General features: G+C 75.2%; 18 protein-coding genes and 1 pseudogene. 8 read left to right on the forward strand and 11 right to left on the reverse strand.

Annotation, left to right across the window (positions count from 1 at the left end; genetic code table 11):
- Positions 1–14: 14 nt before the first annotated feature.
- Positions 15–755: a maleylpyruvate isomerase family mycothiol-dependent enzyme gene (locus AB0D94_RS15380; RefSeq protein ID WP_362051353.1), complete on the reverse strand. Its 741-nt coding sequence runs from the start codon at positions 753–755 to the stop codon at positions 15–17.
- A 37-nt stretch (positions 756–792) separates the two neighbouring features.
- On the opposite strand from AB0D94_RS15380, the gene AB0D94_RS15385 reads away from it, so the two are divergent.
- Together AB0D94_RS15385 and AB0D94_RS15390 are read left to right on the forward strand one after the other, a co-directional pair.
- The gene (locus AB0D94_RS15385; protein ID WP_362051355.1) at positions 793–1,449 is read left to right on the forward strand and encodes an alpha-ketoglutarate-dependent dioxygenase AlkB; all 657 of its coding nucleotides are present in this window, start codon (positions 793–795) and stop codon (positions 1,447–1,449) included.
- Positions 1,450–1,492: 43 nt separating this feature from the next.
- Positions 1,493–2,758: an ROK family protein gene (locus AB0D94_RS15390; RefSeq protein ID WP_362051357.1), complete on the forward strand. Its 1,266-nt coding sequence runs from the start codon at positions 1,493–1,495 to the stop codon at positions 2,756–2,758.
- 177 nt (positions 2,759–2,935) lie between these two features.
- Here AB0D94_RS15390 and AB0D94_RS15395 read toward each other — a convergent pair whose 3' ends face one another.
- On the reverse strand, positions 2,936–3,484 hold the full coding sequence (locus AB0D94_RS15395; RefSeq protein WP_362051359.1) for an ATP-binding protein: 549 nt from the start codon (positions 3,482–3,484) through the stop codon (positions 2,936–2,938).
- A gap of 199 nt (positions 3,485–3,683) precedes the next feature.
- On the opposite strand from AB0D94_RS15395, the gene AB0D94_RS15400 reads away from it, so the two are divergent.
- Entirely contained in the window at positions 3,684–4,838 is a 1,155-nt protein-coding gene (locus AB0D94_RS15400; RefSeq protein WP_362051361.1) for a PLP-dependent cysteine synthase family protein, read from the forward strand.
- Between the two features lie 36 nt (positions 4,839–4,874).
- On the opposite strand, the gene AB0D94_RS15405 is transcribed toward AB0D94_RS15400, so the two are convergent.
- Complete coding sequence (locus AB0D94_RS15405; RefSeq protein ID WP_362051364.1) at positions 4,875–5,363, reverse strand: SRPBCC family protein; 489 nt, start codon at positions 5,361–5,363, stop codon at positions 4,875–4,877.
- 440 nt (positions 5,364–5,803) lie between these two features.
- On the opposite strand from AB0D94_RS15405, the gene AB0D94_RS15410 reads away from it, so the two are divergent.
- On the forward strand, positions 5,804–8,230 hold the full coding sequence (locus AB0D94_RS15410; RefSeq protein WP_362051401.1) for a hypothetical protein: 2,427 nt from the start codon (positions 5,804–5,806) through the stop codon (positions 8,228–8,230).
- Here AB0D94_RS15410 and AB0D94_RS15415 read toward each other — a convergent pair.
- The 5 genes from AB0D94_RS15415 to AB0D94_RS15435 all read right to left on the reverse strand — a co-directional run bounded on the left by AB0D94_RS15415 (position 8,172) and on the right by AB0D94_RS15435 (position 14,369).
- Positions 8,172–10,631, reverse strand: a complete 2,460-nt coding sequence (locus AB0D94_RS15415; protein ID WP_362051367.1) for a right-handed parallel beta-helix repeat-containing protein — start codon at positions 10,629–10,631, stop codon at positions 8,172–8,174. The genes AB0D94_RS15410 and AB0D94_RS15415 overlap by 59 nt on opposite strands.
- Positions 10,632–10,745: 114 nt before the next feature.
- Positions 10,746–11,357, reverse strand: a complete 612-nt coding sequence (locus tag AB0D94_RS15420) for a hypothetical protein (RefSeq protein WP_362051370.1) — start codon at positions 11,355–11,357, stop codon at positions 10,746–10,748.
- A 205-nt stretch (positions 11,358–11,562) separates the two neighbouring features.
- Positions 11,563–12,387, reverse strand: a complete 825-nt coding sequence (locus AB0D94_RS15425) for an MOSC N-terminal beta barrel domain-containing protein (RefSeq protein ID WP_362051372.1) — start codon at positions 12,385–12,387, stop codon at positions 11,563–11,565.
- Between the two features lie 55 nt (positions 12,388–12,442).
- On the reverse strand, positions 12,443–12,943 hold the full coding sequence (locus tag AB0D94_RS15430) for a DUF6643 family protein (protein WP_362051374.1): 501 nt from the start codon (positions 12,941–12,943) through the stop codon (positions 12,443–12,445).
- A gap of 247 nt (positions 12,944–13,190) precedes the next feature.
- The gene (locus AB0D94_RS15435; protein WP_362051376.1) at positions 13,191–14,369 is read right to left on the reverse strand and encodes a glycosyltransferase; all 1,179 of its coding nucleotides are present in this window, start codon (positions 14,367–14,369) and stop codon (positions 13,191–13,193) included.
- Positions 14,370–15,440: 1,071 nt separating this feature from the next.
- On the opposite strand from AB0D94_RS15435, the gene AB0D94_RS15440 reads away from it, so the two are divergent.
- The gene (locus AB0D94_RS15440) at positions 15,441–16,232 is read left to right on the forward strand and encodes an aspartate/glutamate racemase family protein (RefSeq protein ID WP_362051378.1); all 792 of its coding nucleotides are present in this window, start codon (positions 15,441–15,443) and stop codon (positions 16,230–16,232) included.
- Positions 16,233–16,419: 187 nt separating this feature from the next.
- Positions 16,420–18,114, forward strand: a complete 1,695-nt coding sequence (locus AB0D94_RS15445) for an ATP-binding cassette domain-containing protein (RefSeq protein WP_362051402.1) — start codon at positions 16,420–16,422, stop codon at positions 18,112–18,114.
- Here the strand turns inward: AB0D94_RS15445 and AB0D94_RS15450 are convergent.
- Both AB0D94_RS15450 and AB0D94_RS15455 read right to left on the reverse strand, forming a co-directional pair.
- A pseudogene (locus AB0D94_RS15450) lies at positions 18,102–19,010 on the reverse strand (ADP-ribosylglycohydrolase family protein); the annotation flags it as partial. The gene AB0D94_RS15445 and the pseudogene AB0D94_RS15450 sit on opposite strands and share 13 nt — an antisense overlap.
- Positions 19,007–19,597 carry a TetR/AcrR family transcriptional regulator gene (locus AB0D94_RS15455; RefSeq protein ID WP_362051380.1) on the reverse strand — a complete coding sequence of 197 codons (591 nt, stop codon included), beginning with the start codon at positions 19,595–19,597 and terminating at the stop codon, positions 19,007–19,009. The gene AB0D94_RS15455 and the pseudogene AB0D94_RS15450, both read right to left, overlap by 4 nt.
- A gap of 101 nt (positions 19,598–19,698) precedes the next feature.
- On the opposite strand from AB0D94_RS15455, the gene AB0D94_RS15460 reads away from it, so the two are divergent.
- Positions 19,699–20,880 carry an NAD(P)/FAD-dependent oxidoreductase gene (locus tag AB0D94_RS15460; RefSeq protein WP_362051382.1) on the forward strand — a complete coding sequence of 394 codons (1,182 nt, stop codon included), beginning with the start codon at positions 19,699–19,701 and terminating at the stop codon, positions 20,878–20,880.
- 89 nt (positions 20,881–20,969) lie between these two features.
- On the opposite strand, the gene AB0D94_RS15465 is transcribed toward AB0D94_RS15460, so the two are convergent.
- On the reverse strand, positions 20,970–21,440 hold the full coding sequence (locus AB0D94_RS15465; protein WP_362051384.1) for a VOC family protein: 471 nt from the start codon (positions 21,438–21,440) through the stop codon (positions 20,970–20,972).
- A gap of 126 nt (positions 21,441–21,566) precedes the next feature.
- Here AB0D94_RS15465 and AB0D94_RS15470 point away from each other — a divergent pair, with 126 nt between their 5' ends.
- Positions 21,567–22,082, forward strand: coding sequence for a hypothetical protein (locus AB0D94_RS15470; RefSeq protein WP_362051386.1), 516 nt, complete (start codon positions 21,567–21,569; stop codon positions 22,080–22,082).
- Positions 22,083–22,222 lie beyond the last annotated feature (140 nt).

Below are 22,222 nucleotides of genomic sequence, written 5' to 3' on the forward strand. Positions count from 1 at the left end.
GCCGGTCCCCGCCCTCAGATCCCCGCCGTCTCGCTCCACAGCCGGGCCAGCGCCAGGTCGCCGGTCACCGCCGGGCCCGCCAGCGGCAGCCGGTTCCACAGGGCCGCGTAGAGCCAGGCCGCCTCGGCGGTCACTTCGCAGTCCGCCGGGTCCGCGTCGCCCAGTACCGTACGGGCGGGCTCGGGCGACAGGTGTACGGTCCACACGGCGCCGGTGTCGGCGGCCCGGACCCGCAGCACCCGGGGCTCCGGGGTCCGCACGCGGCTGCGCGGCCGGGCGTGGAAGCCGGTCAGCAGCTCGTCCACCCCGTCCTCCGCGAACCCGGGCTCCACCGGCGCGTACACCACCCCCAGCGCCGACTCCGCGTCCATCCGGTGCACGGCGGTCTCATGAGCCTGGCGCCGCGCCCAGAAGGCCAGCGGCGAGGGCGAGGCCGTCGGGAGGAAGGTCCAGCACTGCACATCGGCCGGTGCCTCGTGCAGGGTGCGCACCAGCTCGGCGTGGCCCGCACGGAACCAGGCGAACAGCTCCGCACCGGCCAGCTCAGGCGCGTCGGGGAACGGGGCCGGCTCCAGCCGCGCCTCCCCGACGTACGCCGCGGCCCAGCGGTGCACCGAGCCGGTGTGCCGCAGCAGGTCGGCGATCCGCCACTGGGGACAGGTGGGAACCAGGGCGTCCGGTCCGGCCTGCTCGGCCAGATCCGCGAGCAGCCCGCCTTCCCGCTCCAAGGTCTTCACATAGTCGTTGATCTCCATGCGGGGAGTCTGCCAGCCGGCCCGCGACAATGGAGAGATGGACGGTGAACTCTTCGCGCGCGAGCGGACCGAGATCGCCCCGGGCGCCGTGCACGTGCCCGACTGGCTAGGGGCCGCCCGGCAGCGGGAGTTGCTGGCGGCCTGCCGCGCCTGGGCACGCCCGCCGGCCGGACTGCGCACCGTACGCACCCCCGGCGGCGGGGCGATGACCGCCCGGCAGGTGTGCCTCGGCCTGCACTGGTACCCGTACGGCTACGCCCGCACCGCCGTGGACGGCGACGGCGCACCGGTCAAGCCGATGCCGCTCTGGCTCGCGGAACTGGGGCGCGAAGGGGTGGCCGCCGCCTACGGGGAACCCCCGGCGCCGGGCACGGCGGAGTACGACATCGCGCTGATCAACTTCTACGGCGGCGACTCCCGGATGGGCATGCACCGCGACGCCGAAGAGAAGTCCGGGGCGCCGGTCGTCTCGCTGAGCCTGGGCGATGCCTGCGTCTTCCGCTTCGGGAACACGGTCTCGCGCGGCCGCCCGTACCGTGACGTCGAGCTGCGCAGCGGTGATCTCTTCGTCTTCGGAGGTTCGAGCCGACTGGCCTATCACGGGGTGCCGAAGGTCCTGCCGGGCACGGCGCCCCAAGGGCTCGGGCTGACCGGGCGGCTGAACATCACGCTCCGGGTCGGCGGGCTCGGCTGAGCGGCGGCGCCCCGCCGCCTCCGGCCGTGCGAGGATCGCTGTCATGAACGGCAACGGGGCCCCGCCGCGGGTGGGGGATGTGACCACGGTGTCCACTGCTTCCGCGAGGACCAAACTGGAACGGGGCCGCGGCGCGCTCGGCCCGGCGCTGGAGCTCGTCCACACCGGCCGCGCCCCGACCCGGGCGGTCCTGACGGCCGAGCTCGGCGTCACCCGGGCCACGGCCGGGGCCGTCGCCGCCGAGCTGGAGGCGCTCGGGCTGATCCGTGTCGACTCCCGGCCCGGCGGCGCGGGCGGCGGCACCCAGGGCCGCCCCTCCCACCGCCTCTCGGTGGACGAGAACGGCCCGGTGGCGCTGGCCGCCCAGGTGCACTCGGACGGCTTCCGGGCCGCCCTGGTCGGTCTCGGCGGCCGGATCGTGGCCACCGCACCCGGCAAGGTCACCGTCTCCGCCGACCCGGCGCAGGTACTCGGCGCGGTGGTGGAAGCGGGTGCGGCGCTGCTCGAACAGACCGGGCGCCGCTGCGTCGGCGCCGGGCTCGCAGTGCCCTCGGCCGTCGCCGAACCGGACGGCACGGCGCTGAACCCGCTGCACCTGGCCTGGCCGGCCGGTTCTCCCGTACGGGCGATCTTCGCCGAGTGCGTGAAGGCGGCCGGGATCGACGGCCCCGCCCTGACCGGGAACGACGTCAACCTCGCGGCGCTGGCCGAGCACCGGCACGGCGCCGGCCGCAGCGCCCAGCACTTGCTGTGCGTGGCCACCGGGCACCGCGGCGTCGGCGGGGCGCTGGTGCTCGACGGCCGTCTGCACAGCGGGAGTTCGGGCCTGGCCCTGGAGGTCGGCCACCTCACCGTGAACCCGGAGGGGCGCGCCTGCCACTGCGGCAGCCGCGGCTGCCTGGACGTGGAGGCGGACCCGCTGGCCTTCCTGACCGCGGCGGGCCGTACGCCCGGCCCCGAGGTGTCGCTGCTCCAGCAGGCCCGCGACCTGCTGCGCGAGGAGTACGCGCAGCCCGCGGTACGGGCAGCTGCCGAGGAGCTCATCGACCGTCTCGGGCTCGGCCTCGCGGGCCTGGTGAACATCCTGAACCCGGACCGGATCATCCTGGGCGGTCTGCACCGGGAACTGCTGCACGCCGACCCGGAACGGCTGCGCGCGGTGGTCGCGGACCGGAGCCTGTGGGGGCGCAGCGGGGGCGTGCCGATCCTGCCGTGCACCCTTGACCACAACAGCCTGGTCGGCGCGGCGGAGCTGGCCTGGCAGCCGGTGCTCGACGACCCGCTGGGGACCCTGGGGGCGCCGGCCTAGGCAGCGGACACGACCTCGGGCCGGTCCCCTCGTACGGCCGCGCACCGGCGGGCTCCGGGCCGGCCGGACGCCGGGGGCCGGGCCGGGCGGCAGGGGCGGTCCGCAGCGCCGCCGGCCGCGGGCGTCCCGGCCGGTCCGCGGCGCCGCCGGCCGGGACGCCCGCAGGGGTCCCGCGGCCTACCCCGGCCTGGCACCGATCGTCGCGGCCACCGGCAGGCCCGCCGCGGCGGTTCCCGGCTCCACGGCGACGAGCACCGCCCGCGCGGGCTCCCGTACGGGCTTGGACCCGATCGACACCGGGTGCGGCGGCGCCGAGGACGCGGGATGGGTCCGGAGCGAGAACCAGACCACCTTGCCCGGACCGTCGGCCTGGTGCCGCGCGCCCCACGCCTCGCTGACCGCCGCGACGAGCGCGAGCCCGCGTCCGCAGGTCTCCAGCGAACCGGGCTGCGTCTCGCGCAGGACGGGGAGCCGGGGATCGCTGTCGAAGACCGAGACCGTGAGCCGCCCGAGGCGGAGCTCGATCTCGACCGTGCAGGTCTTGTCCGGCTGCGCGTGGCGGTGGACGTTGCTGAGCAGTTCCGTCACACCGAGCGCCGCCCGGTCTATGAGCGGATCGAGCTGCCAGTGGCGCAATTGCGCAGAAACGATTCTGCGGATCTGGCCTATCCGCGACGGCAAGGCCTGCAGTTCGACGACGCAGTGCCTGCGGGAATGACTGTTCACGGCTGCGACTCCCCGACATGAGTGTTACGGGTGCTGCACCCTCGGTAATGCTCCACCAGGGTCACCTACGGTGCGCCGCAGTGCAACCGAACGCGATCGAAAGCGTTTCGCATAGGAACCCAAAGTGACTGTTTGTGCAGGTGAGGGAGGTACATTTCGAAAGCAGGGGGCGAAGAGACATACCTAAGGAGCACGGCGCATGAGCACGACCCGTCCGACCGCCACGGCTGCCACGACCGGTACCACCGCCACGACCGTCGACGTAGACCGCAGCGACGCGGACTACCGCGCCTGGCTCAAGGAGGCCGTCCGCAAGGTCCAGGCGGACGCCAACCGCTCCGCCGACACCCACCTGCTGCGTTTCCCTCTCCCCGAGGCCTGGGGCATCGACCTCTACCTCAAGGACGAGTCCACGCACCCGACGGGCTCCCTCAAGCACCGCCTCGCCCGCTCGCTCTTCCTCTACGCCCTCTGCAACGGCTGGGTCCGCCCCGGCCGCCCGGTCATCGAAGCCTCCTCCGGTTCCACCGCCGTCTCCGAGGCGTACTTCGCCAAGCTGATCGGCGTCCCGTTCATCGCCGTCATGCCGCGCACGACCAGCCCGGAGAAGTGTCGCCTCATCGAATTCCACGGCGGCGAATGCCACTTCGTCGACGACCCGATGAAGATGTACGAGGAGTCGGCGGAGCTCGCGGCCCGCACCGGGGGCCACTACATGGACCAGTTCACCTACGCCGAGCGAGCCACCGACTGGCGCGGCAACAACAACATCGCAGAATCGATTTATCAGCAGCTGCGCCTGGAGCGTTACCCCGAGCCCTCCTGGATCGTGGCGACCGCCGGCACCGGTGGCACCTCCGCGACCATCGCGCGCTACGTGCACTACATGCAGCACGACACCCGCCTGTGCGTCCCGGACCCGGAGAACTCCTGCTTCTTCGACGGCTGGACCAACCACGACCCGCACGCGAGCAGCGACTGCGGCTCGCGCATCGAGGGCATCGGCCGCCCCCGGATGGAGCCGAGCTTCGTCCCGGGCGCCATCGACCGGATGATGAAGGTCCCGGACGCGGCGAGCGTCGCCGCCTGCCGTGCGCTGGAACAGGCCATCGGCCGCAAGGCGGGCGGTTCGACCGGCACCGGCCTGTGGAGCGCCCTGAAGATCGTCTCGGAGATGGCGGCGGCGGGCCACAAGGGCAGCGTCGTCACCCTGCTGTGCGACCCGGGCGACCGGTACCTCGACAAGTACTACTCCGACGAGTGGCTGGCGGCCCAGGGGCTCGACATCGCCCCGTACGCCGCCACCCTCGACACGCTCCTGACGACCGGGGTCTGGCGCGAGCCCGCGGCCTGACCGGCCGTCCCGCCTTACGGGGCGGACCGGCCCCGGCTACTGGTCCGCCCGGCGCCGTACGGCCAGCCGCCCGTCCAGCGTGCGGACCGCCGTGCGGAACGAGTGGCCCAGGCCCGGGCGGAGGGCGGTCAGGGCCAGCCGGAAAGGGGTCGGCCCGTCCGCGGCGAAGGTCCAGCGCACGTGCGTGCCCGAGCCGGCCGGCGTCAGCCGCCACTCCTCCAACAGGGCGCGGACCCCGGGGGCGTTGGTCTCGTCGACCCGGTAGGCGTACCGCTGCTCGGGATCCGCCGCCATGATGGTCTCCTGGAAGCGGACCCCGCCCATCAGCTTGATCGCGCGGCCCGCGCCGCCGTGGGTGGGCCGGGCCAGGGTGACCGCCCTGAACCACCTCGGCCAGCCCTCGACCTCCTCGGCCAAGGCCTGGTAGACGGCCTCGGGCGACGCCTTCGTCTCGGCAGTGAAGACCAGGCGGACCGGTGCGTCCTCGGCGAAGTCCAGCCCCACCGGGCGGAGTCGGCGACCCATGGCTTACCCCCTCGGGTGAGGTGCGGAAGGCGAATGCGGGCCACCCTAACTGGCTGACCGTCAGATGTCCGCTCCGGAGGCTGAATTCGCCCCGGGGGACTGGTTCGGCCGTCCGTCGCGGGAGATGCTGGAACCGCGCCGAAACCGCCCCGCGAGCGGAGCCCGCCGTGCCGGACACCCCAGACAGCCCAAGCGCCGAAGTCAGCCCCAGCCCCGAGCACAGCCTGAACACTGAGCAGAGCCTGAACACCGAGCAGAGCCCGAGCATCGAGCAGAGCCCGAGCACCGAGTACGGCCCGAGCACCGAACGCAGCGCCGGAAGGCCCCCGGACAGCCCGGACCCCCTGGGCAGCCCGGAAGACGCCACCCCCCGGCGTCCGGCCCCGCCCCTCGCCCTCGAACTCCTGGTCCACGGCGTCGGCGGCGCCACCCCCGGCGAGATGCTCGGCGACCCCCGCACCGTCCGCGTCACCGGGGACTCCACCGCCGCCGTCTTCCGCCGCACCGACGACGCCGACGCCGAGACCCACCCCGAGCGGTACGCCGGCCGGCCCGTCCCCGAGGCCTACTGCTGGTCCCGGCTCACCTCCGGCAACGGCACCCGCGCGCTGTGGCTGCTGCTCCTGCCCTTCATGGTCGTCAACCTCGCCCACTGGGCCCGCCCGGCCACGCCCGCCGCCCGCCCGGCCCGCCGCGCGGTGCGCACGTACGGGGTGCTCGTACGGATCCTCGCCCTCAGCCTCACCGTGCTCCTGGTCTGCGCCGCCTGCGAGGTCGCGCTCGACCTGGTCGCCTGGCAGTGCGCGGGCTCCGGCGGCTGCACCGGCTCCCGCTCCTGGCTCTCCTTCCTCTCCGACGGCGGCTGGTGGTCCCAGCCCGGCCGCCGCCTCGCGCTGGGCGCGCTCGTCCCGGCGGCCCTGACCGGACTGCTCTGGTACCTGTCGAAGCGCACCTGGAACGCCTACGAATCCCAGCCGCCCCCCGCGGGCGCCGCCGACCCGGTCACCACCGATCCGGTCACCGCCGGCCCCCTCACCACCGGCCCCCTCACCACCGGCCCCCTCACCACCGGCCCCCTCGCCGCCGGCCCGGACACCGCTCCCGGCAGCGCCCGCGACGGCGTGCCCGCGCTCGGCCGCCCCGGATTCTGGTACGGGCGCAGGCTCGTGGCCCGGCTGCGCGCCGCGCACACCGCCGCCGGGCTGCTCACCGTCGCCGCAGCCGTCGCCGTACCCACCGCCCGCTACGACCGCCGGGCCGGCGCCCCCGTACTCGAAGCCCTCGGCTGGACGGTGGAGGCGCTGCTCGCCGCCGGGGCCCTCGCGGTGGTCTGGGTCGTCTGCCGCCGCGGCCGTACCGAAGCCCGGGCCGACCACCACCGCGACCGGGCCGCCGTCACCCTGCTGCCCGGCGCCGCCCTCGGCCTCCTCGTCGCCGTCCTGCTGTACGCCGGCTGGTCGCGCCCCGGCTGGACCTCCGCCGGGCGGCTCCCCGGGGACTTCGCCTTCGGCGCGCTCATGCTCGGCCAGGGCCTCGGCGTGCTCGCCCTCGCCGCCGTCGCGGCACACCTGCACCGCCGGGCACCCGACCCGGCCGCCGCCCTGCGCGGCCTCGGCGGGCCCGCCATCGCCATGCTGGGCTGCGCGCTCGGCGGGGTGATGTCCGGCGGGGTCGCCCAGCGCGTCGCCGACTGGCTCGACGGGGGCGCCACCCCCGGGATGGCCGGAGCCCCGCTGCCCGGGCCGCCCGTGCTGCTGTCCTGGCAGGCCGCCGTACTGCCCCCGCTGCTCCTCGTACTGGCCCTGCTCGCCGTCTGGTTCGTGGTGCGCGGCGCCCGCGTCCGGCGCCGGCTGGCCGCGGGCGTGGCCGCCGAGTACCCGGGTGAGCGGCCGGACGCGGCCCGCAGCCGGCGGATCGCCGGAGCCCGGGCCGCCGCCGCGCTCACCGATTCCGCGCCCTGGTTCGCAGGGGCCGTCTCCGGGATCACCCTGCTGCTCGGCACGGGCGCCCTCGCCGGGGCATGGCTCAGCGGGCAGGTCCCGGGGGAGGCCGCCCGCGGCGCCCACCCGCTGCTGGAAGCCGCCGCCCGCGCCGCGCAGGAAGCCGGGTCCTGGCTCATCGGCCTCGGGTTCGTCCTGTTCGTCGCCTGGGGCCGGCGCGCCTACCGGGACCCCGCGGCCCGCCGCACCATCGGCATCCTGTGGGACGTCGGCACCTTCTGGCCGCGCGCCGCGCACCCCTTCGCGCCGCCCTGCTACGCCGAGCGGGCCGTCCCCGACCTGACCTGGCGGATGACCGGCTGGACCGGCCGCACCGGCGGCCGCCTGGTGATCTCCGGCCACTCCCAGGGAAGCGTGCTCGCGGCGGCCGCCGTCTGGCAACTGCCGCCGCCCGTCCGCCGCAGGGTCGCCCTGCTCACCTACGGCTCCCCGCTCAGCCGGCTCTACGGACGCTGGTTCCCCGCCCACTTCGGCCCCGGGCCGCTCGCCGTGCTCCATCGGGAGGTCGACTGCTGGCGCAACCTGTGGCGGGCCACCGACCCCATCGGCGGCCCGGTGCTCCCCGGCACCCCCGAGGGCGTGGACCGCGGCCCGCTGGCCGACCCGGTCGCCTACGGGCGCAGCGCCCGCCACCCGCTGCCCGCCCCGATCCTCGGCCACTCCGATTACCAGGCGGATCCCGCCTTCGCCGCCGAACGCGACGCCCTGCTCGCCCGGTTGGACGCGGCCGCACGGGCCGGCGTACCGGGGATGCCGGGAGTACCGGAGGTACCGGGTCAGCGGCTCGGCGTCGGCGTCGGTGTCGGCGTCAGCAAGGAGCCGGCAGGGCGGGCAGCGCCGGCAGATCCGCCGGGAACAGCAGGGTGAGCTCGTCCGTGCCCGGCTCCGACAGCTGCGCCACCCGTCCCGCGTGCCGCTCGACCATCGATTCGAAGGTCTGGCGCGCGGTGCGGCCGTTACCGAAGGCCGGGCCCTTGGGCAGCTCCGTGAAGTACTCCAGCAGCGCCTCGGCCGTGCCGTCACCGAGCCGGTACTCGTGCTCCTCCGCCTGCTGCTCCACGATCCGCAGCAACTCCTGCGGCCCGTAGTCGCCGAAGGTGATGGTCCGGGAGAAACGCGAGGCCACACCCGGGTTGACGGTCAGGAAGCGGTCCATCTCCGCCGTGTACCCGGCGACGATCACCACCACGGCGTCCCGGTGGTCCTCCATCAGCTTCACCAGCGTGTCGATCGCCTCGCGCCCGAAGTCCCGGCCCGAGTCCTCCGGGGCCAGCGCGTACGCCTCGTCGATGAACAGCACCCCGCCGCGTGCCCGCTCGAAGGCCTCCTGCGTGCGGATCGCCGTGGACCCGATGTGCTCGCCGACCAGGTCCACCCGGGAGACCTCGACCAGGTGCCCGCGCTCCAGCACCCCGAGGGAGGCGAGAATCTCCCCGTACAGCCGGGCGACCGTGGTCTTGCCGGTGCCGGGGGAGCCCGTGAAGACCAGGTGGCGGCGCACCGAGGCCGCCTTGAGTCCCGCCTGCTGCCTGCGCCGGCCCACCTCGATCATGTCGGTCAGCGCGCGCACCTCGCGCTTCACGCTCTCCAGGCCGACCAGTGCGTCGAGCTGGCCCAGCACCTCGCCCGAGCCGCGCGCGGCCCCTGCCGCCGCCGGGCCGTCCGGCAGGTCCGCGGGCCGCGGCGCGGGCATGTCCGCCGCCCCAGGTACGGGGCCCTGTGCCGCGGTGACCGTACGGATCGCCGTCTGCGCCCCGGCGAACGCGCCGCCCGAGGACGCCTGGGCCGCCAGCCGCGGGCCGGACTCGTCGCTGGTGCACTCCTGCGCGAGGGGCCCGTCCTCGGCGAACTCGTAGCCCCCGCGCGCACAGCGCTCGGTGTGGCAGCGCGTCAGCGTGGTGCGGCAGCCGTCGAGCACGTGGAAGCCGAAACCGGAACTGCCCGTGACCCGGCAGGAGGTGAAGGTGCCGCGGCCGCCCGCCGACACGTAGAACCCGGCCTCGGCGGGGGAGGTGACCGTGCACCGCTCCAGGGACGGATCGGCGCCCTTGGTCACGATCACGCCGGTCTGGACGGCGTCGATGGTGCAGTTGGCGAGGGTGCCGCCGCTGCCGTGGTCGCGGAACCAGGCGCCCGTGGCCGCTTCCCGGATCCGGCAGTCGTCGAGCTGCGCGGTGGCCCCGTCGCTCACCGAGACGGCCGTGTTGCGCACTTGGGACAGGTCGCTGTCGACCACGTCGGCCCGCGAACCGCGGTCCAGGACGAACACCGCGTCCGGCACGTCGTGGACCCGGCAGGAGTTCAGCGAGGCGGTGGCCCCGTCGCTGATCCACACCGCCGGATAGTCGCCCGTACTGTCGTGGATCTCGCAGGAGTCGGCATCGACCCGGGTGCCCGGGTCCCACACCGACAGGCCGTTGCGGCCGAACCGGCGCACCGTGGTGCGGCTGAGCGTCAGCACCGAACGGGAGCGCAGATCCACCGCGTTCTCCGGGATGTCGTGGATGTCGCAGCCCGCCAGCATCAGCACCGCGTCCGTGTCGAGGGTGACCCCGTCCGTCGAGGTGCGGTGCACCGCGCAGTCCGTCAGCCGGGCCGTGGCCCGCGCCGCGACCTGCACGCCGGTGCCCTTGATCTCGTACACCTCGCAGCCCAGCGCCTCCAGGCCTGAGCCCTCACCGGTGATGCCGATGCCCGTGCCCGTGGCGTGGTGGACCCGGCAGCGCTCCAGCCGCGGGTGCCCGCCGCCGCGGACCGAGACCCCGGCCTGCCCGGCGGCCACCACCTCGCACTCCTCGAACACCCCGCCGCCGCCGTCCAGTACGGCGATGCCGACCCCGGTCGGGTTCTCCACCGTGCACCGCCGCACCAGGGGCCGGGCCCCGCTGCCGCGGACCTCGATCCCGGCCGACGAGCGGGTGTGCACCCGCAGATCGGTCAGTTCCGGAGCGCCGTCCTCGACGAGCAGCGCGGGCGCCGCCCGGTCCTGGCCCTCCAGGTGCAGGTCCTGCACCACGGCCGAGGCGCGCACGGTCAGCGGGACCCCGTCGAGCGGGGCGATGCGCACCGACCCGAGCCCGCCCTCGGGGCCGCGCAGGGTGACGGCATGATGCAGCACCAGGTTCTCCCGGTAGGTGCCGGGGGCGATCGACAGGACGTCCCCGTCGCCCGCGACGGCCAGCGCGGCGGTCAGCGTCGGATACTCACCGGAGCGGCGCCGCCACCGCGACGTCCCGCCGTGCGTCACCTGGACCGTGCCCTGAGCCATGGTGCTGTCGTGCCCCCACCCTCGTACTCGCGCTGTCGAAGCCACCGGAGCCGCCCGAAGCCGACTGATCTGGCCGTCCCACCGTAGCGCGCGCGGGGCCGGTGAGTTGCCAGGTCAGCTGCCCGCGCCCGCCCGGCCCCAGTCCGGCCCGGCCGCCGCCCACGCGCGGTCCAGACATATGTACCGCTGATGCATGAGCCGGCGTACGACCAGCCGCCGGACCGTCTCCACCAGCGCGGCCGCGCAGATCGCGGCGGCCGCGCCCGCCATCCCGGCGTGGAGGGAGGCGGCGGCCGGGTCGAGCGGCTGCCCCACCACCTGGCCGTTGGTGTCGGTCCATATCCGGAACCGGTCGCCCGGACGCGGCGGTTCCTCCGCGGCCGGCACCGTGCCCTCGTGGCTGCTGCCGTCGGGCGCGGTCCAGGCGGCCACGATCTGCGTGCGCTGCGGGGCCTGCTGCCGCGCCGAAGGATCGGCGGACGCCTCCCCGGCCGCCCCCGGGGCCTGGCGGACCACCGTCGCCGGGACGAGGTAGCGCTCCTGCCGCTGCTCGCGCGCGGCCCGCTGCAAGGTCCCGTCCACCTGAAGTCCCGCCAGGCAGCCCACGGCCGGGGCCACCACCAGGACGCACACAAGAGCGGCGAACGCCACCCACGCCTCGAAAAGATCGGTCGGTCGGCGCAGCGGATTGCGCCGCCAACGCCACACACCCATTGCTGTCCGCACGGTCCGGCTCCCCCTCGCCCCCGTCTGCCTCTGTGGTCATCCGGTCCGGCGCGTGGTCCCCGCACCTTCCCGGCGTGCACTCCCATGACGCGTCATGAGTGTGCACCCGTCTCGGATGATCCAACGGCCGCGTCGTGCACGTTGGTTCCAGCAGTACTCGAGAGACCCTCGAAGGTGTCATTCCAGCAGGGCGGTCCGGGGTGAGTCATCCCAGGACGCGGACTTCGTCCCCCACGCGCACCGTGCCCAGCCGCACCGGCACCAGCTGCCGTCCGAACGCCAGCGACTTGCCGATCCGCCGGTGCCGGGCGAGCGTCGCCAGCGGCTCCTTGCCCCGCCGCGCGGTGCTCTGGTCGGTGGTGGTGACGATGCACCGGCTGCACTCGCGGGCGCCGCGGAAGACGGCGTCGCCGATCGCGAGGCGGCCCCAGCCGTCCTCCGCCCAGGCCTCGGCGCCGGAGACCACCACATTGGGCCGGAACCGGTTCATGGGCACGGGCCCCTCCTCGGGGTGGTCCCCCTGCGCGATCAGCGAGTTGAGCGCGTCCAGCGAGGCGTCGGTGGTGAGCAGCAGCGGATAGCCGTCGGCCAGGCTCACCGTCTCGCCCGGCAGCGCGTAGGCCGGGTCCACGGGCCGGCGCACGGCCGGGTCGTCCAGGTGCACGAGCCGCGCCGGCACCCCGAGGTAGTCACTGAACCAGTCGGCCGCGGCGCTCGCCGCGGCCACCGTCTCGACCTTCTTGCCGAACAGCAGGACCGGCTCCAGCGGCCCCGGCCCGGGCACCTCCACGACCAGTCCGGCCATGCCCGGCGCGGACACCGCGATCCCGCCGTCCCCCGTCGGCCGGGCCGCCGCCAGTGCCAGGCGCGGCTGCTGGCGCTGCGTGATGACCGCGCCCCCGGCGTCGACCAGCGCCCACCGCCGGTCCCCGGACAGGCCCCAGGGCTCCACGGCCACCTCGTCGGGAGCGGTTCCCGCTACCGATTTGACGGGATGCACGTGGAGCGCCCGGACATACAAGTTCGCCATGGGGGCATAGTGCCAGCCGCCCCCGTGACCTCCCCAGTCGGTCCCAGCGGATCCGTCAGTAGCCGCGCCCCTGGTACGGGCGGCCGTACGGGTCCTCGTACGAGGCGGCCGGGACCTGGGCCGGGGCCTGCATCGGACGCGGAGCGGCCGGGCGCATGGCCTCGTACCCGGTGCTCGCGGGCACCGGACGGGGCTGCTGCGGATGGGGCTGCGGCGCGTATCCCGCACGGGCCGCGAGCGGCTGCTGCTGCGGGATGTACGGCGCGGGCGCGTGCTGCAGCGGCATCGGCGCGGCCTGCTGCTGGTACGGGTAGCCGTACGCCGGGGCCTGCTGCTGCGGCATGGCCGGGGGCAGCGCGGGCATGGCCGAGGCGAGGGCCGGCAGGTACCCACCGCTCGAATACCCGGCACTCGGGGAGTCGTACGCGGCGGGGACGCGGATCGGGGCGATCTGCGGAGTGCCGCGTTCGGCGACGAGGGAGTCGTAGATGGGGGTGTCCGGGAAGGAGGGCGCGGAGTAGTAACCGCCGCCATAAGTGGAGCGGGGGGAGGTCATGGGACCTAAGTTAAGCCCACGACTTCACCGGGTCCATAGCGAGGTGTCGTCAACACCCCCCTGACCTGCATATTCGCAGGTCAGGACCCCAGCTTTCACTTGACGTTCACGTGCACGATTTCGCCACTTCCACCCCAGCTTGTTCGTACTCGTACTCATCGGTTGCGTGGTGCACCGACTTCTTGCTGACGCAGCGTCACAATGCGGTGACCTCGGATGACGCTGTTTCGTGCAGTAGTTCACCGTTTCAGGCGTCGCTGGGGCGGGCATAGGTACGGCCCTTCCAGGCCGCGCCGCGGCCCCGGTAGTGCTGGACGGCCGAATCGACCGTCATCAGCAGGTACAGCAGGGCGGTGAACGGAAGCAGCGGCGCGAGCGCGGCGGGCTGCCGGTAGTGGCGCACCATCGGCAGGTAGGTGCCGGCCATCAGCAGCCAGGCCAGCCCCCCGGCCCAGGCTACGTCCGGGCGGCCGGCCGCCAGTCCTGCGAGGAGCGCCACCGGGGGCACGAGATAGACCAGCACCAGCCCGGCCACCGTCCCCGCCAGCAGGAGCGGCTGGTGGCGCAGTTGGGCGTACGCGCTGCGCGAGACCATCCGCCACAGGTCCGCGAGCGCGGGGTACGGGCGCACGCTGTCCACCCGCTCCGCCAGCCCCAGCCAGATCCGGCCGCCCGAGCGCTGGACCGCGCGGGCGAGCGAGACGTCGTCGATGACGGCCTGGCGGATGGAATCGGGCACGCCCGCCCGGACGGCCGCCGCGGTGCGCAGCAGGACGCAGCCGCCGGCGGCCGCCGCCGTGCGGGAGCGGGGGCGGTTGATCCGGCGGAAGGGGTACAGCTGGGCGAAGAAGTAGACGAAGGCCGGTACGACGAGCCGTTCCCACGGGCTGACCGCGCGGAGCCGGGCCATCTGGGAGACGAGGTCGAGGTCGGCGGAGGTGGCGGCGGCCACCAGTTCGCGGAGGCTGTCGGGCTCGTGCGCGATGTCGGCGTCGGTGAGGAGGAGGTAGTCGGGCTCGTCGGCGTGCGCGGTGCGGGCGAGGGCGATGCCGTGGCGCAGCGCCCAGAGCTTCCCGGTCCAGCCGGGGCCGGGGTCGCCGGGGGAGACCACGGTCAGGGGCAGCCCGGGGTGCTCGCGGGACAGCCGCAGCGCCAGGTCGCCGGTGCCGTCCGAACTGCCGTCGTCGACCAGGATCACCTCCGCCTCGCCGGGATAGTCCTGGGCGAGGAGGGAGGGCAGGCTGTACGGGAGCACCGCGGCCTCGTCCCGGGCGGGGACGACGATCGCGACGGACGGCCAGCGGGCCGGGGCGGTACGGGGCGGCAGGCGGACGTCGGTGCGCCAGAACATGCCCTGGGCGAGGGTGAGCCAGAGCCAGGCGGCGAGGGAGGCGTAGGCCGCACAGGCGGCGAGGAGGGGGCCCATGGCGGCAGTGTGCCGGGCCCGACGACGCGTGTCGCGCACCCCGCCGGACCGGGCCCTGTCGGGAGGATGTGCGGAGCCGCGCGGTGCGGAGCCGTGCGGTGCGGGCTGTGCCTTGCCCGGCCAGGCCGGGCTGCGCCCCGGGCCCGCGTCGGGGAGGCTTTGCCGGGCGGGCAGGGCCGCCCCGGGCGACCGCTCACCCGGGCCCCGGCTGCGGCGGGTTGACCGGCAGGGTGTGCGGGGGTGTCGGCTTCGGCGCGGGGCCACCGGAGCTTGGGCCCTGGGTGGGGCTTCGTCGGGTGGGTGGCGGTGTCCTGGCGGGCAGGGGCGGTCCCCGGGCGACCGCTCGCCCGGGTTCCGGGTGCGGGGGTGGCCGGGCGGGTGCGTGGTGACTGCCGGCGCCGACGCGCAGCCATGGCGCCCCGGGGGCCCTGGGTGCGGCCCTGCCGGGCGGGGTCGGGCTCCAGGAGGCTACTCACCCGGGTCCCGGGTGCGGCGGGTTGACCGCGGGTGCGCGGTGTCTGCGGGCACCTGCGCGCGGCTATGGCGCCCCGGGCTCTGGGTGCGGCTCAGTCGGGCGGGTGCCGGTGCACTGGCGGGCGGGGACGGGTCCCGGGAGGCCGGTCACCCGAGCCCTGGACGCGCCGGGTTGACCGGGCGGGTGCGGGCAGCTGCCGGCATCGGCACGAGGCCACGGTGCCTGGGTGGCAGTGCACTGGCGGGCGGGGTCGGGCTCCAGGAGGCCGCTCACCCGGGTCCTGGGTGTGGCGGGTTGGCCGGGCGGGTGTGGAGGCGTCGGCTTCGGTGCGTGGACGCGGTGGCCGGGCCCTGGGTGCGGTTTCGTCCGCCTCTGTCCCGCCGCACCGCCGGTGGGTGGTGGTGTCCTGGCGGGGCCTGGGTACCGCGGGGGAGTCCGGTCCGGATCGTGGGCGCGCGGCGCGGTGGGGTTGCCGGGGTGGTGGGGTCTGCCGGGGCGTGGGCCTGCCTGCGGGTGGGGGTTTCGGCGGGGCCCGTGGACCCGCCGGGGGGCGGGGGCCGGGCGGGTTCGGCGGGGGCTTCGACTAAGGTGGCCGGGTGAAGATCGCGCTCATGGACTCCGGAATCGGCCTCCTCGCGGCGGCCGCCGCGATGCGGCGGCTGCGGCCGGACGCCGATCTGCTCCTCTCCTCCGACCCCGACGGGATGCCGTGGGGCCCGCGGACCCCCGCTTCGCTGACCGAGCGGGCGCTCGCCGTCGCCAAGGCCGCCGCACCGCACCGGCCGGACGCGCTGATCGTGGCCTGCAACACCGCCACCGTGCACGCCCTGCCGGCCCTGCGGGCCGAGCTGGAGCCCGCGATCCCGGTCATCGGCACCGTCCCGGCGATCAAGCCCGCCGCGGCCGCCGGCGGCCGCGTGGCCATCTGGGCCACCCCCGCGACCACCGGCAGTCCCTACCAGCGCGGGCTGATCCGTGACTTCGCCGCCGGGGTCCCGGTCACCGAGGTGCCCTGCCCCGGCCTCGCCGAGGCCGTGGAGGCCGCGGACGAGACCGCCGTCGCCACCGCCGTGGCCGCGGCCGCCGCGCTGACTCCCGCCGACGTCACCGACGTGGTGCTCGGCTGCACGCACTACGAGCTGGTCGAGGACCCCATCCGCGCCGCCCTGGCCGCGCGGACCGGGGGCGCGGACCTCGTGTTCCACGGGTCCGCCGAGGCCGTCGCCGTACAGGCGCTGCGCCGCATCGGCGCGGCGCCCGGGCCCGGCCTGCCCGTCACCGGCACGCTGACCGTCCTGCGCAGCGGCCGGCACGAGGAGCTCCCCGCCGCCGCCCTCGGCTATGCGGAGGGCCGACTGCTCGCTGGACAGGGCGCGGTCGTCGCGTAGCACCTGACCGTCTGAGTCTGACCGTCTGACCGCTGATCCCACCTGACCCCCACTGGCGAGACGTAACGTCTTGCGGGACTCATCCCGGTCGGCTACTGTCGAGATCGCGAGACGGAGCGTATCGTCTCGCTTCGATCTCTGCCGACCTGAGGAACCGCCCTTGCATGCTCCACTCGCCTCCCGCCAGATCGTCCTGTCCGAGGTGGCCAAGAGCTACGACACCCGTGTCGTCCTGGACCGCGTCAGCTTCACGGTCCGGCCCGGCGAGCGGGTCGGAATCGTCGGCGACAACGGCTGCGGAAAATCCACCCTGCTCCGCCTCCTCGCCGGACGGGAACGCCCCGACCACGGCGAGATCACCGTCACCGCGCCCGGCGGCCTCGGCCACCTCGCCCAGACCCTCGACCTCCCGCCGACCGCCCGCGTCGGCGAGGCGATCGACCTCGCGCTCGCCGGTCTGCGCGCCCTGGAACGCCGGATCCGGGACGCCGAAGCCCGCCTGCGCGAGGCCGGTCCCGAGGGACTCGCCGCGTACGGGGACCTCGTCGCCGCCTACGAGGCGCGCGGCGGCCCCGACGCCGAACGCCGGGTCGCGACCACCCTGCGCCGCCTCGGCGAACGCGCCCCGCTCGACCCGGACCGCCTCCTCGGCACCCTGTCCGGCGGGCAGCGCTCCCGGCTCGCCCTCGCGGCCACCCTCGCCGCCGAACCCGAACTGCTGCTCCTCGACGAACCCACCAACGACCTCGACGACAAAGCCGTCGGCTGGCTGGAGGAGAGGCTGCGCACCCACCGTGGCACCGTCGTCGCCGTCACCCACGACCGGATCTTCCTCGACCGGGTCACGACCGCGATCCTGGAGGTGGACGGGGACCGCCGTACGGTACGCCGCTACGGCAACGGCTACGCCGGCTTCCGCACCGCCAAGGCCGCCGAACGGGCCCGCTGGGAGCGGGAGTACGAGGAGTGGCTGGAGCAGGTCCGTGACGCCGAGCGGCTCGCCGACACCAACATCGCGCGGTTCGCCGGGATCCCGCGGAAACTGCCCCGCGGCTTCAGCGGGGCGGGCGCCTTCCGGGCCCGTTCCCGCACCCACGGCGCGGCCGGCCGGATCCGCACGGCCCGGGAGCGGCTGCACCGGCTGACCGAGCACCCCGTTCCGCCGCCGCCGCGCCCGCTCACCTTCACCGGGCGGTTCACCTCGGGCTCCGCCGCGGTGGTGGAGCTGGCCGCGGCCGCCGTGCCGGGACGCCTCGCGCCGCTCTCCCTGCGCCTCGAACCGGGCGAGCGGCTCCTGGTCACCGGTCCCAACGGGGCGGGGAAGTCAACCCTGTTGCGGCTTCTCGCCGGTGAACTCGACGAGCCCGCCCAGGGCCTCGTACGCACCTCACCGCGGGTGGGGATCCTGCGGCAGGACGACCTGTGGGCCCGCGAACGGCGCGACACTGTCGAGGTGTTCGGCGAGGAGTACGCCGACCGGGTCGCCGCTCTCGGGCTGCTCGAACCCGGCGATCTCGGCAAGCCGGTACGCGCCCTCTCGGCCGGCCAGCGCCGCAAGCTCGAGCTGGCCCGGCTGGTGGCGGGGCCGCTCGACCTGCTGTTGCTGGACGAGCCGACCAACCACCTGGCCCCGGCCGTGGTGGAGGAACTGGAGGCGGCCCTGGCCCGCTTCGAGGGCACCCTGGTCCTGGTCACCCACGACCGGCGGCTGCGCGCGGCCTTCCGGGGCCGCCGTCTGGAGCTCGCCCCCGGGCGTCAGCCGGAACCTGAAGCGGCGTCGGCGTCGGCGTCGACCTCGGCCTCGGTGCCAGAGCCGGGACCGGAACCGGAGCCGGATCCGGAAGTGGAAGCGGCCCGGGCGCCGGCCGCCGCGAGCCGCTGAGCCAGTTCGCGCAGGTCGTCCGCGTCCAGGACCTGGTCCCCGAAGCCGGGCAGCGGCACGTGCAGCGGGTCGGTCCAGTGTCGCGGCACCGCCCCCTGGCCGTACCGGGCCCCGGCCAGTGTTCCCGTCACCGCCGCCACCGTGTCGGTGTCCCCGCCCAGGTCCACGGCGGCCCGCACGGCCTCCGCGAACCCGGTGGTCGTCCGCAGCGCCCACACCGCCGAGCCCAGGCACGGCCAGACGGCCCCGTTGAACTCGGTGGCCAGGTCCGGGTGCCAGTCGGGGGCGAGGACCCGGCCGTACCGTTCGCGGTGGTCCGGATGCACCGCGGCCAGCGCGCCGGGGAGGGCGGCCAGCGGATCGGCTCCGTCCAGGGCCACCCGTACGAGCTCGTGCAGCAGGGCCGTGCCCTCCCAGGCGGCCCGGTCGCCGTGCGTCAGGGCGGCGATCCGCCGGGCCGCGTCCATCGTCCGCTCACGTCCGGCGGCGGCGAAGTACACCGCCGAGGTGGCGGCGCGCATCAGCGAACCGTTGCCCGCGGCCCGGGTATTGACCTGGAAGTGCAGGGCGGCGGCCAGATCCCAGGCGGCGCCGTTCGTCAGTACGTCCTCGGTCTGGAGCCCGATGTCCTTGGGCTCTCCGGCTGCCCACCGCTGGAACCGCCGGAAGACGTCGGGGAGTTCGAGGCCGCCGCACTCCAGCAGGGATTCGCCGACCAGGACCGCCATCTGCGTGTCGTCGGTGGCCTCGCCTGGGTCCCAGCCGCCGCCCCCGCGCATCTCCTGCCCGCGCGCGGTCAGCTGACCGGCGGGCCCGAACTCGTAGGGGCCCCCCAGGGCGTCGCCCGCCGCCGAGCCGAGCACGGCGCCCACGGCCCGGTCGATCCGTGTGGTCACGGCGCCTCCCCGGGGTGGACGGCGGCCAACAGGCCGCGGGTGAAGGCCTCCAGGTCGTCGAGGCCGGCCGCGGCCAGCGTGCCGGGGGCTCCGGCCAGCAGGTGGAGGAGCGCGCCGTGCAGGGCCAGGGTGAGGGCGCGGACCCGCTCCGGTCCGGCCGGCAGCCCGGCGGAGCGCAGCAGGTGCGCGTACGCGGCGAAGTCCGCCGCGCCGATCGGGTCCAGCAGATCGGCCAGCCAGGGCCGCCGCGCCGCCTCCGTCTGGAGCTCCAGATAGGCCAGTACGCGCGGGCGCCCGGGCCCGGCCACGTCGCGCAGCATCCCGGCGAGGAGCGCCGCCAGCTCCCGGGCGCCGGCGGGTCCGGGCCCGGCCCCCGCGAGGGCCGCGGCCATGGCCAGGTACTGCTCCAGGCAGCGTTCGGCCACGGCCCGCAACAGCGCGTCGCGGGTGGGGAAGTAGTTCTTGGCCGTGCCCGCGGGCACGGCCGCGGCCGCGTCGACGGCCCGGTGCGTCAGCCCGCGCCCGCCCGATTCGGCCAGTACGCCGATGGCCGCGTCCCGCAGCCGGTCCCTCCGGTCCTGATTCACGTTGCCAGCTTAACCACATCCGTGGTACCACAGGTGTAGTACCACGGATGTGGTGGTCGTGGTCGTGGGTCGGAGTGGTCACGAGAGCGAAGGGGTCCGTCATGGGGGCACGAGCCGGGGGCACAGCCGTCGTCGTCGGAGCGGGGGTCGGCGGGCTGGCCACCGCCGTCGGCCTGCGCCGCGCGGGCTGGGAGGTGACCGTCCTGGAACGCCGCACCACGCTCGAACGCTACGGAACGGCCTTCGGGATCCACCCCACCGCCCAGGCCGCGCTCGACCGGCTCGGCCTCGGCGACGCGCTCCGGGCGCGTGCGGTCCCGTACCGCGGGGCCTCGATCCGGCGCCCCGACGGCAGGGTGTTGGCCGCGCTCCCGCTCGAACGGATCGAGCGCAAGGCGGGCCGTCCCGAACTGCTGATATCGCGCCCCTACTTGATGGACGCCCTGCTGGCCGGACTCGACGGGCTCGGTGGCGTGGAGATCGCGTACGGGCAGCACCTCACCGACCCGGCGGCCCTCGGTGCCGACCTCGTCGTCGGCGCCGACGGCATCAACAGCACCGTCCGCACCGCGCACTTCGGCGGGCGCAGCCGCCCGTGCGAGGTCGGCACCGTCGCCTGGATCGGCATCGCCGGATTCGAGACCGGGCGGTACGGGGAGACCTGGGGCGACGGCCGCTTCTTCGGCATGACGCCCATCGAGCCGGGACGCACCAACTGGTACGCGACCGTCCCCGCGGGCACCGCTGCCGCCGGATCCGCCACAGCCGCGGGGTCCGCCACAGCCGCGGGGTCCGCCACAGCCGCGGGGTCCGCCAAAGCCGCCGGACCCGTCACCGCCGCCGGACCCGGTGGCCCCGCCGAACAGCTGCGGGCCGCCTTCGCCGGGTGGCACGACCCGATCCCGCGCGTCCTGGCCGAGACCGACCCCGCCACCTGGATCCGGTACGAGATGCGCCACCTGTACCCGGCGCTCCCCTCCTTCACCGCGGCCGGCCGGGTCGCCCTGGTCGGGGACGCGGCCCACGCCATGACCCCCAACCTCGGCCAGGGCGCCTGCACCGCCCTGCTCGACGCGGAGGCCCTGACCCGCGCCGTGGCGGAGGCCGGCCCGGCCCGGCTGCCGGCCGCCCTGCGCGCCTACGACGCCGAGCGCCGCCGCAGCGCCCAGCGCGTGGCCTTCGGCTCGCGGAACCTGCACCGCCTCATGACCGCCCGCCGCCCGGCGCTGCGCGACGCCCTCGTCGGCCTCCTGCCGAGCGGCGGCGCCGAGCCCGCCGCCTGAGCCAGGCGGCGGGTGATCGGGCACCAGGGGGCCCGGCCGCATCCGAAAGGCACACCCCGACCAAGGGGTGTCCGCACCAAGGGATGTCGTTACTGAGGGGTGTCCGCGAAGCGGCGCTTCAGCTCCTCCTCCGACAGCTCCTCCAGGTGGGTCAAGAAGACCCACAGGTGGCCGAACGGGTCGCGGAGGATGGCGGTCCGGTCGCCGTGGAACTGGTCCGCCGGCTCATGGATCAGTTCCGCGCCGGCCGCCACGGCCGTCCGCGCGAGCGCGTCCACGTCCGGCACGAACACGTGCAGCGCGACCGAGGTCCCGCCCAGGGCCGAGGGTGCGACGAAGGGGCCTTCGGAGGTGTCGCCGAGCATCAGCACGGCCTCGCCGACGCGGATCTCGGCGTGGAGCACCCCGCCCTCCGGAGCCGCGAGCCGGAACTCCTCGACCGCCCCGAAGGCCTGCTGGTAGAAGGTGATCGCGGCGGCCGCGTCGGACACCATGATGTGCGGCACCACCGCCGTGCGGTAGCGCTCGGGAGTGCTCTGTACTGCCTCGTGAGTGGTCATGTGACGACCGTAAAACCTCAAGTTTGGTTCAGGTCAAGAGCGGGCAGGCGCGGATGCGTGAGCCGCGCTGCACCGACTGGTCGAGAGGCGGTGGCGGGCATGCGGAACGTGAGTACGCTGCTACTCATGACCGGTCACCCCCCGGGTCCGCTCTGGACGGGCCGGGCCTCGAACCGTGCGCAGTGGCTGCTCGCAGCGGCCGGTGCGGCCTGTCTGGCGCTGGGCATCCAACTCGCCGTCGACAGCGCCTGGACCGCCGGCATCATCCCGCTGCTGATGGCCGTGGTCGGCTGCCTCGCGGCCGGGCTGCTCATCCTCTACGGAACCATCACCTTCGTGTACGTCGCCGTCACCGTCGACGCCGAGGCCCTGGAGGTGCGCTGCGGCCACATCGGGCTGCCCCGCCGAAAGATCCGCCTGGCGCAGGTCACCTCCGCCGAGTTCCTCCCCAGGATCACCCCGCAGCAGTGGGGCGGCTGGGGCCACCGCTGGCGGCCCGAGAAGGGCACCGCGATCATCGTCCGGCGCGGCGAGGGCCTGGAACTGAGGCTCGACGACGGCAAGCGGTTCACCGTCACCGTGGACGACGCCGAGAACGCCGTCCGCGTCATCCGCACCCACCTGCGTACCCTCGCCCGCTAGTGCCGTGCCGGGCGGCGCGACCCGGTGAACCTTTCCGGCCACAGCACTAGGCCCTGTCCGGGCGATCTTCGCGGGCCCGCGCCGCCTGGCACGGCACCTCGCCGCGTTGTCGGACCGCGCGAGTACGGCCGAGTACGAGC

It is taken from the genome of Streptomyces sp. NPDC048255 (assembly GCF_040652415.1).
In the GTDB taxonomy this organism is placed as follows: Bacteria; Actinomycetota; Actinomycetes; order Streptomycetales; family Streptomycetaceae; genus Streptomyces.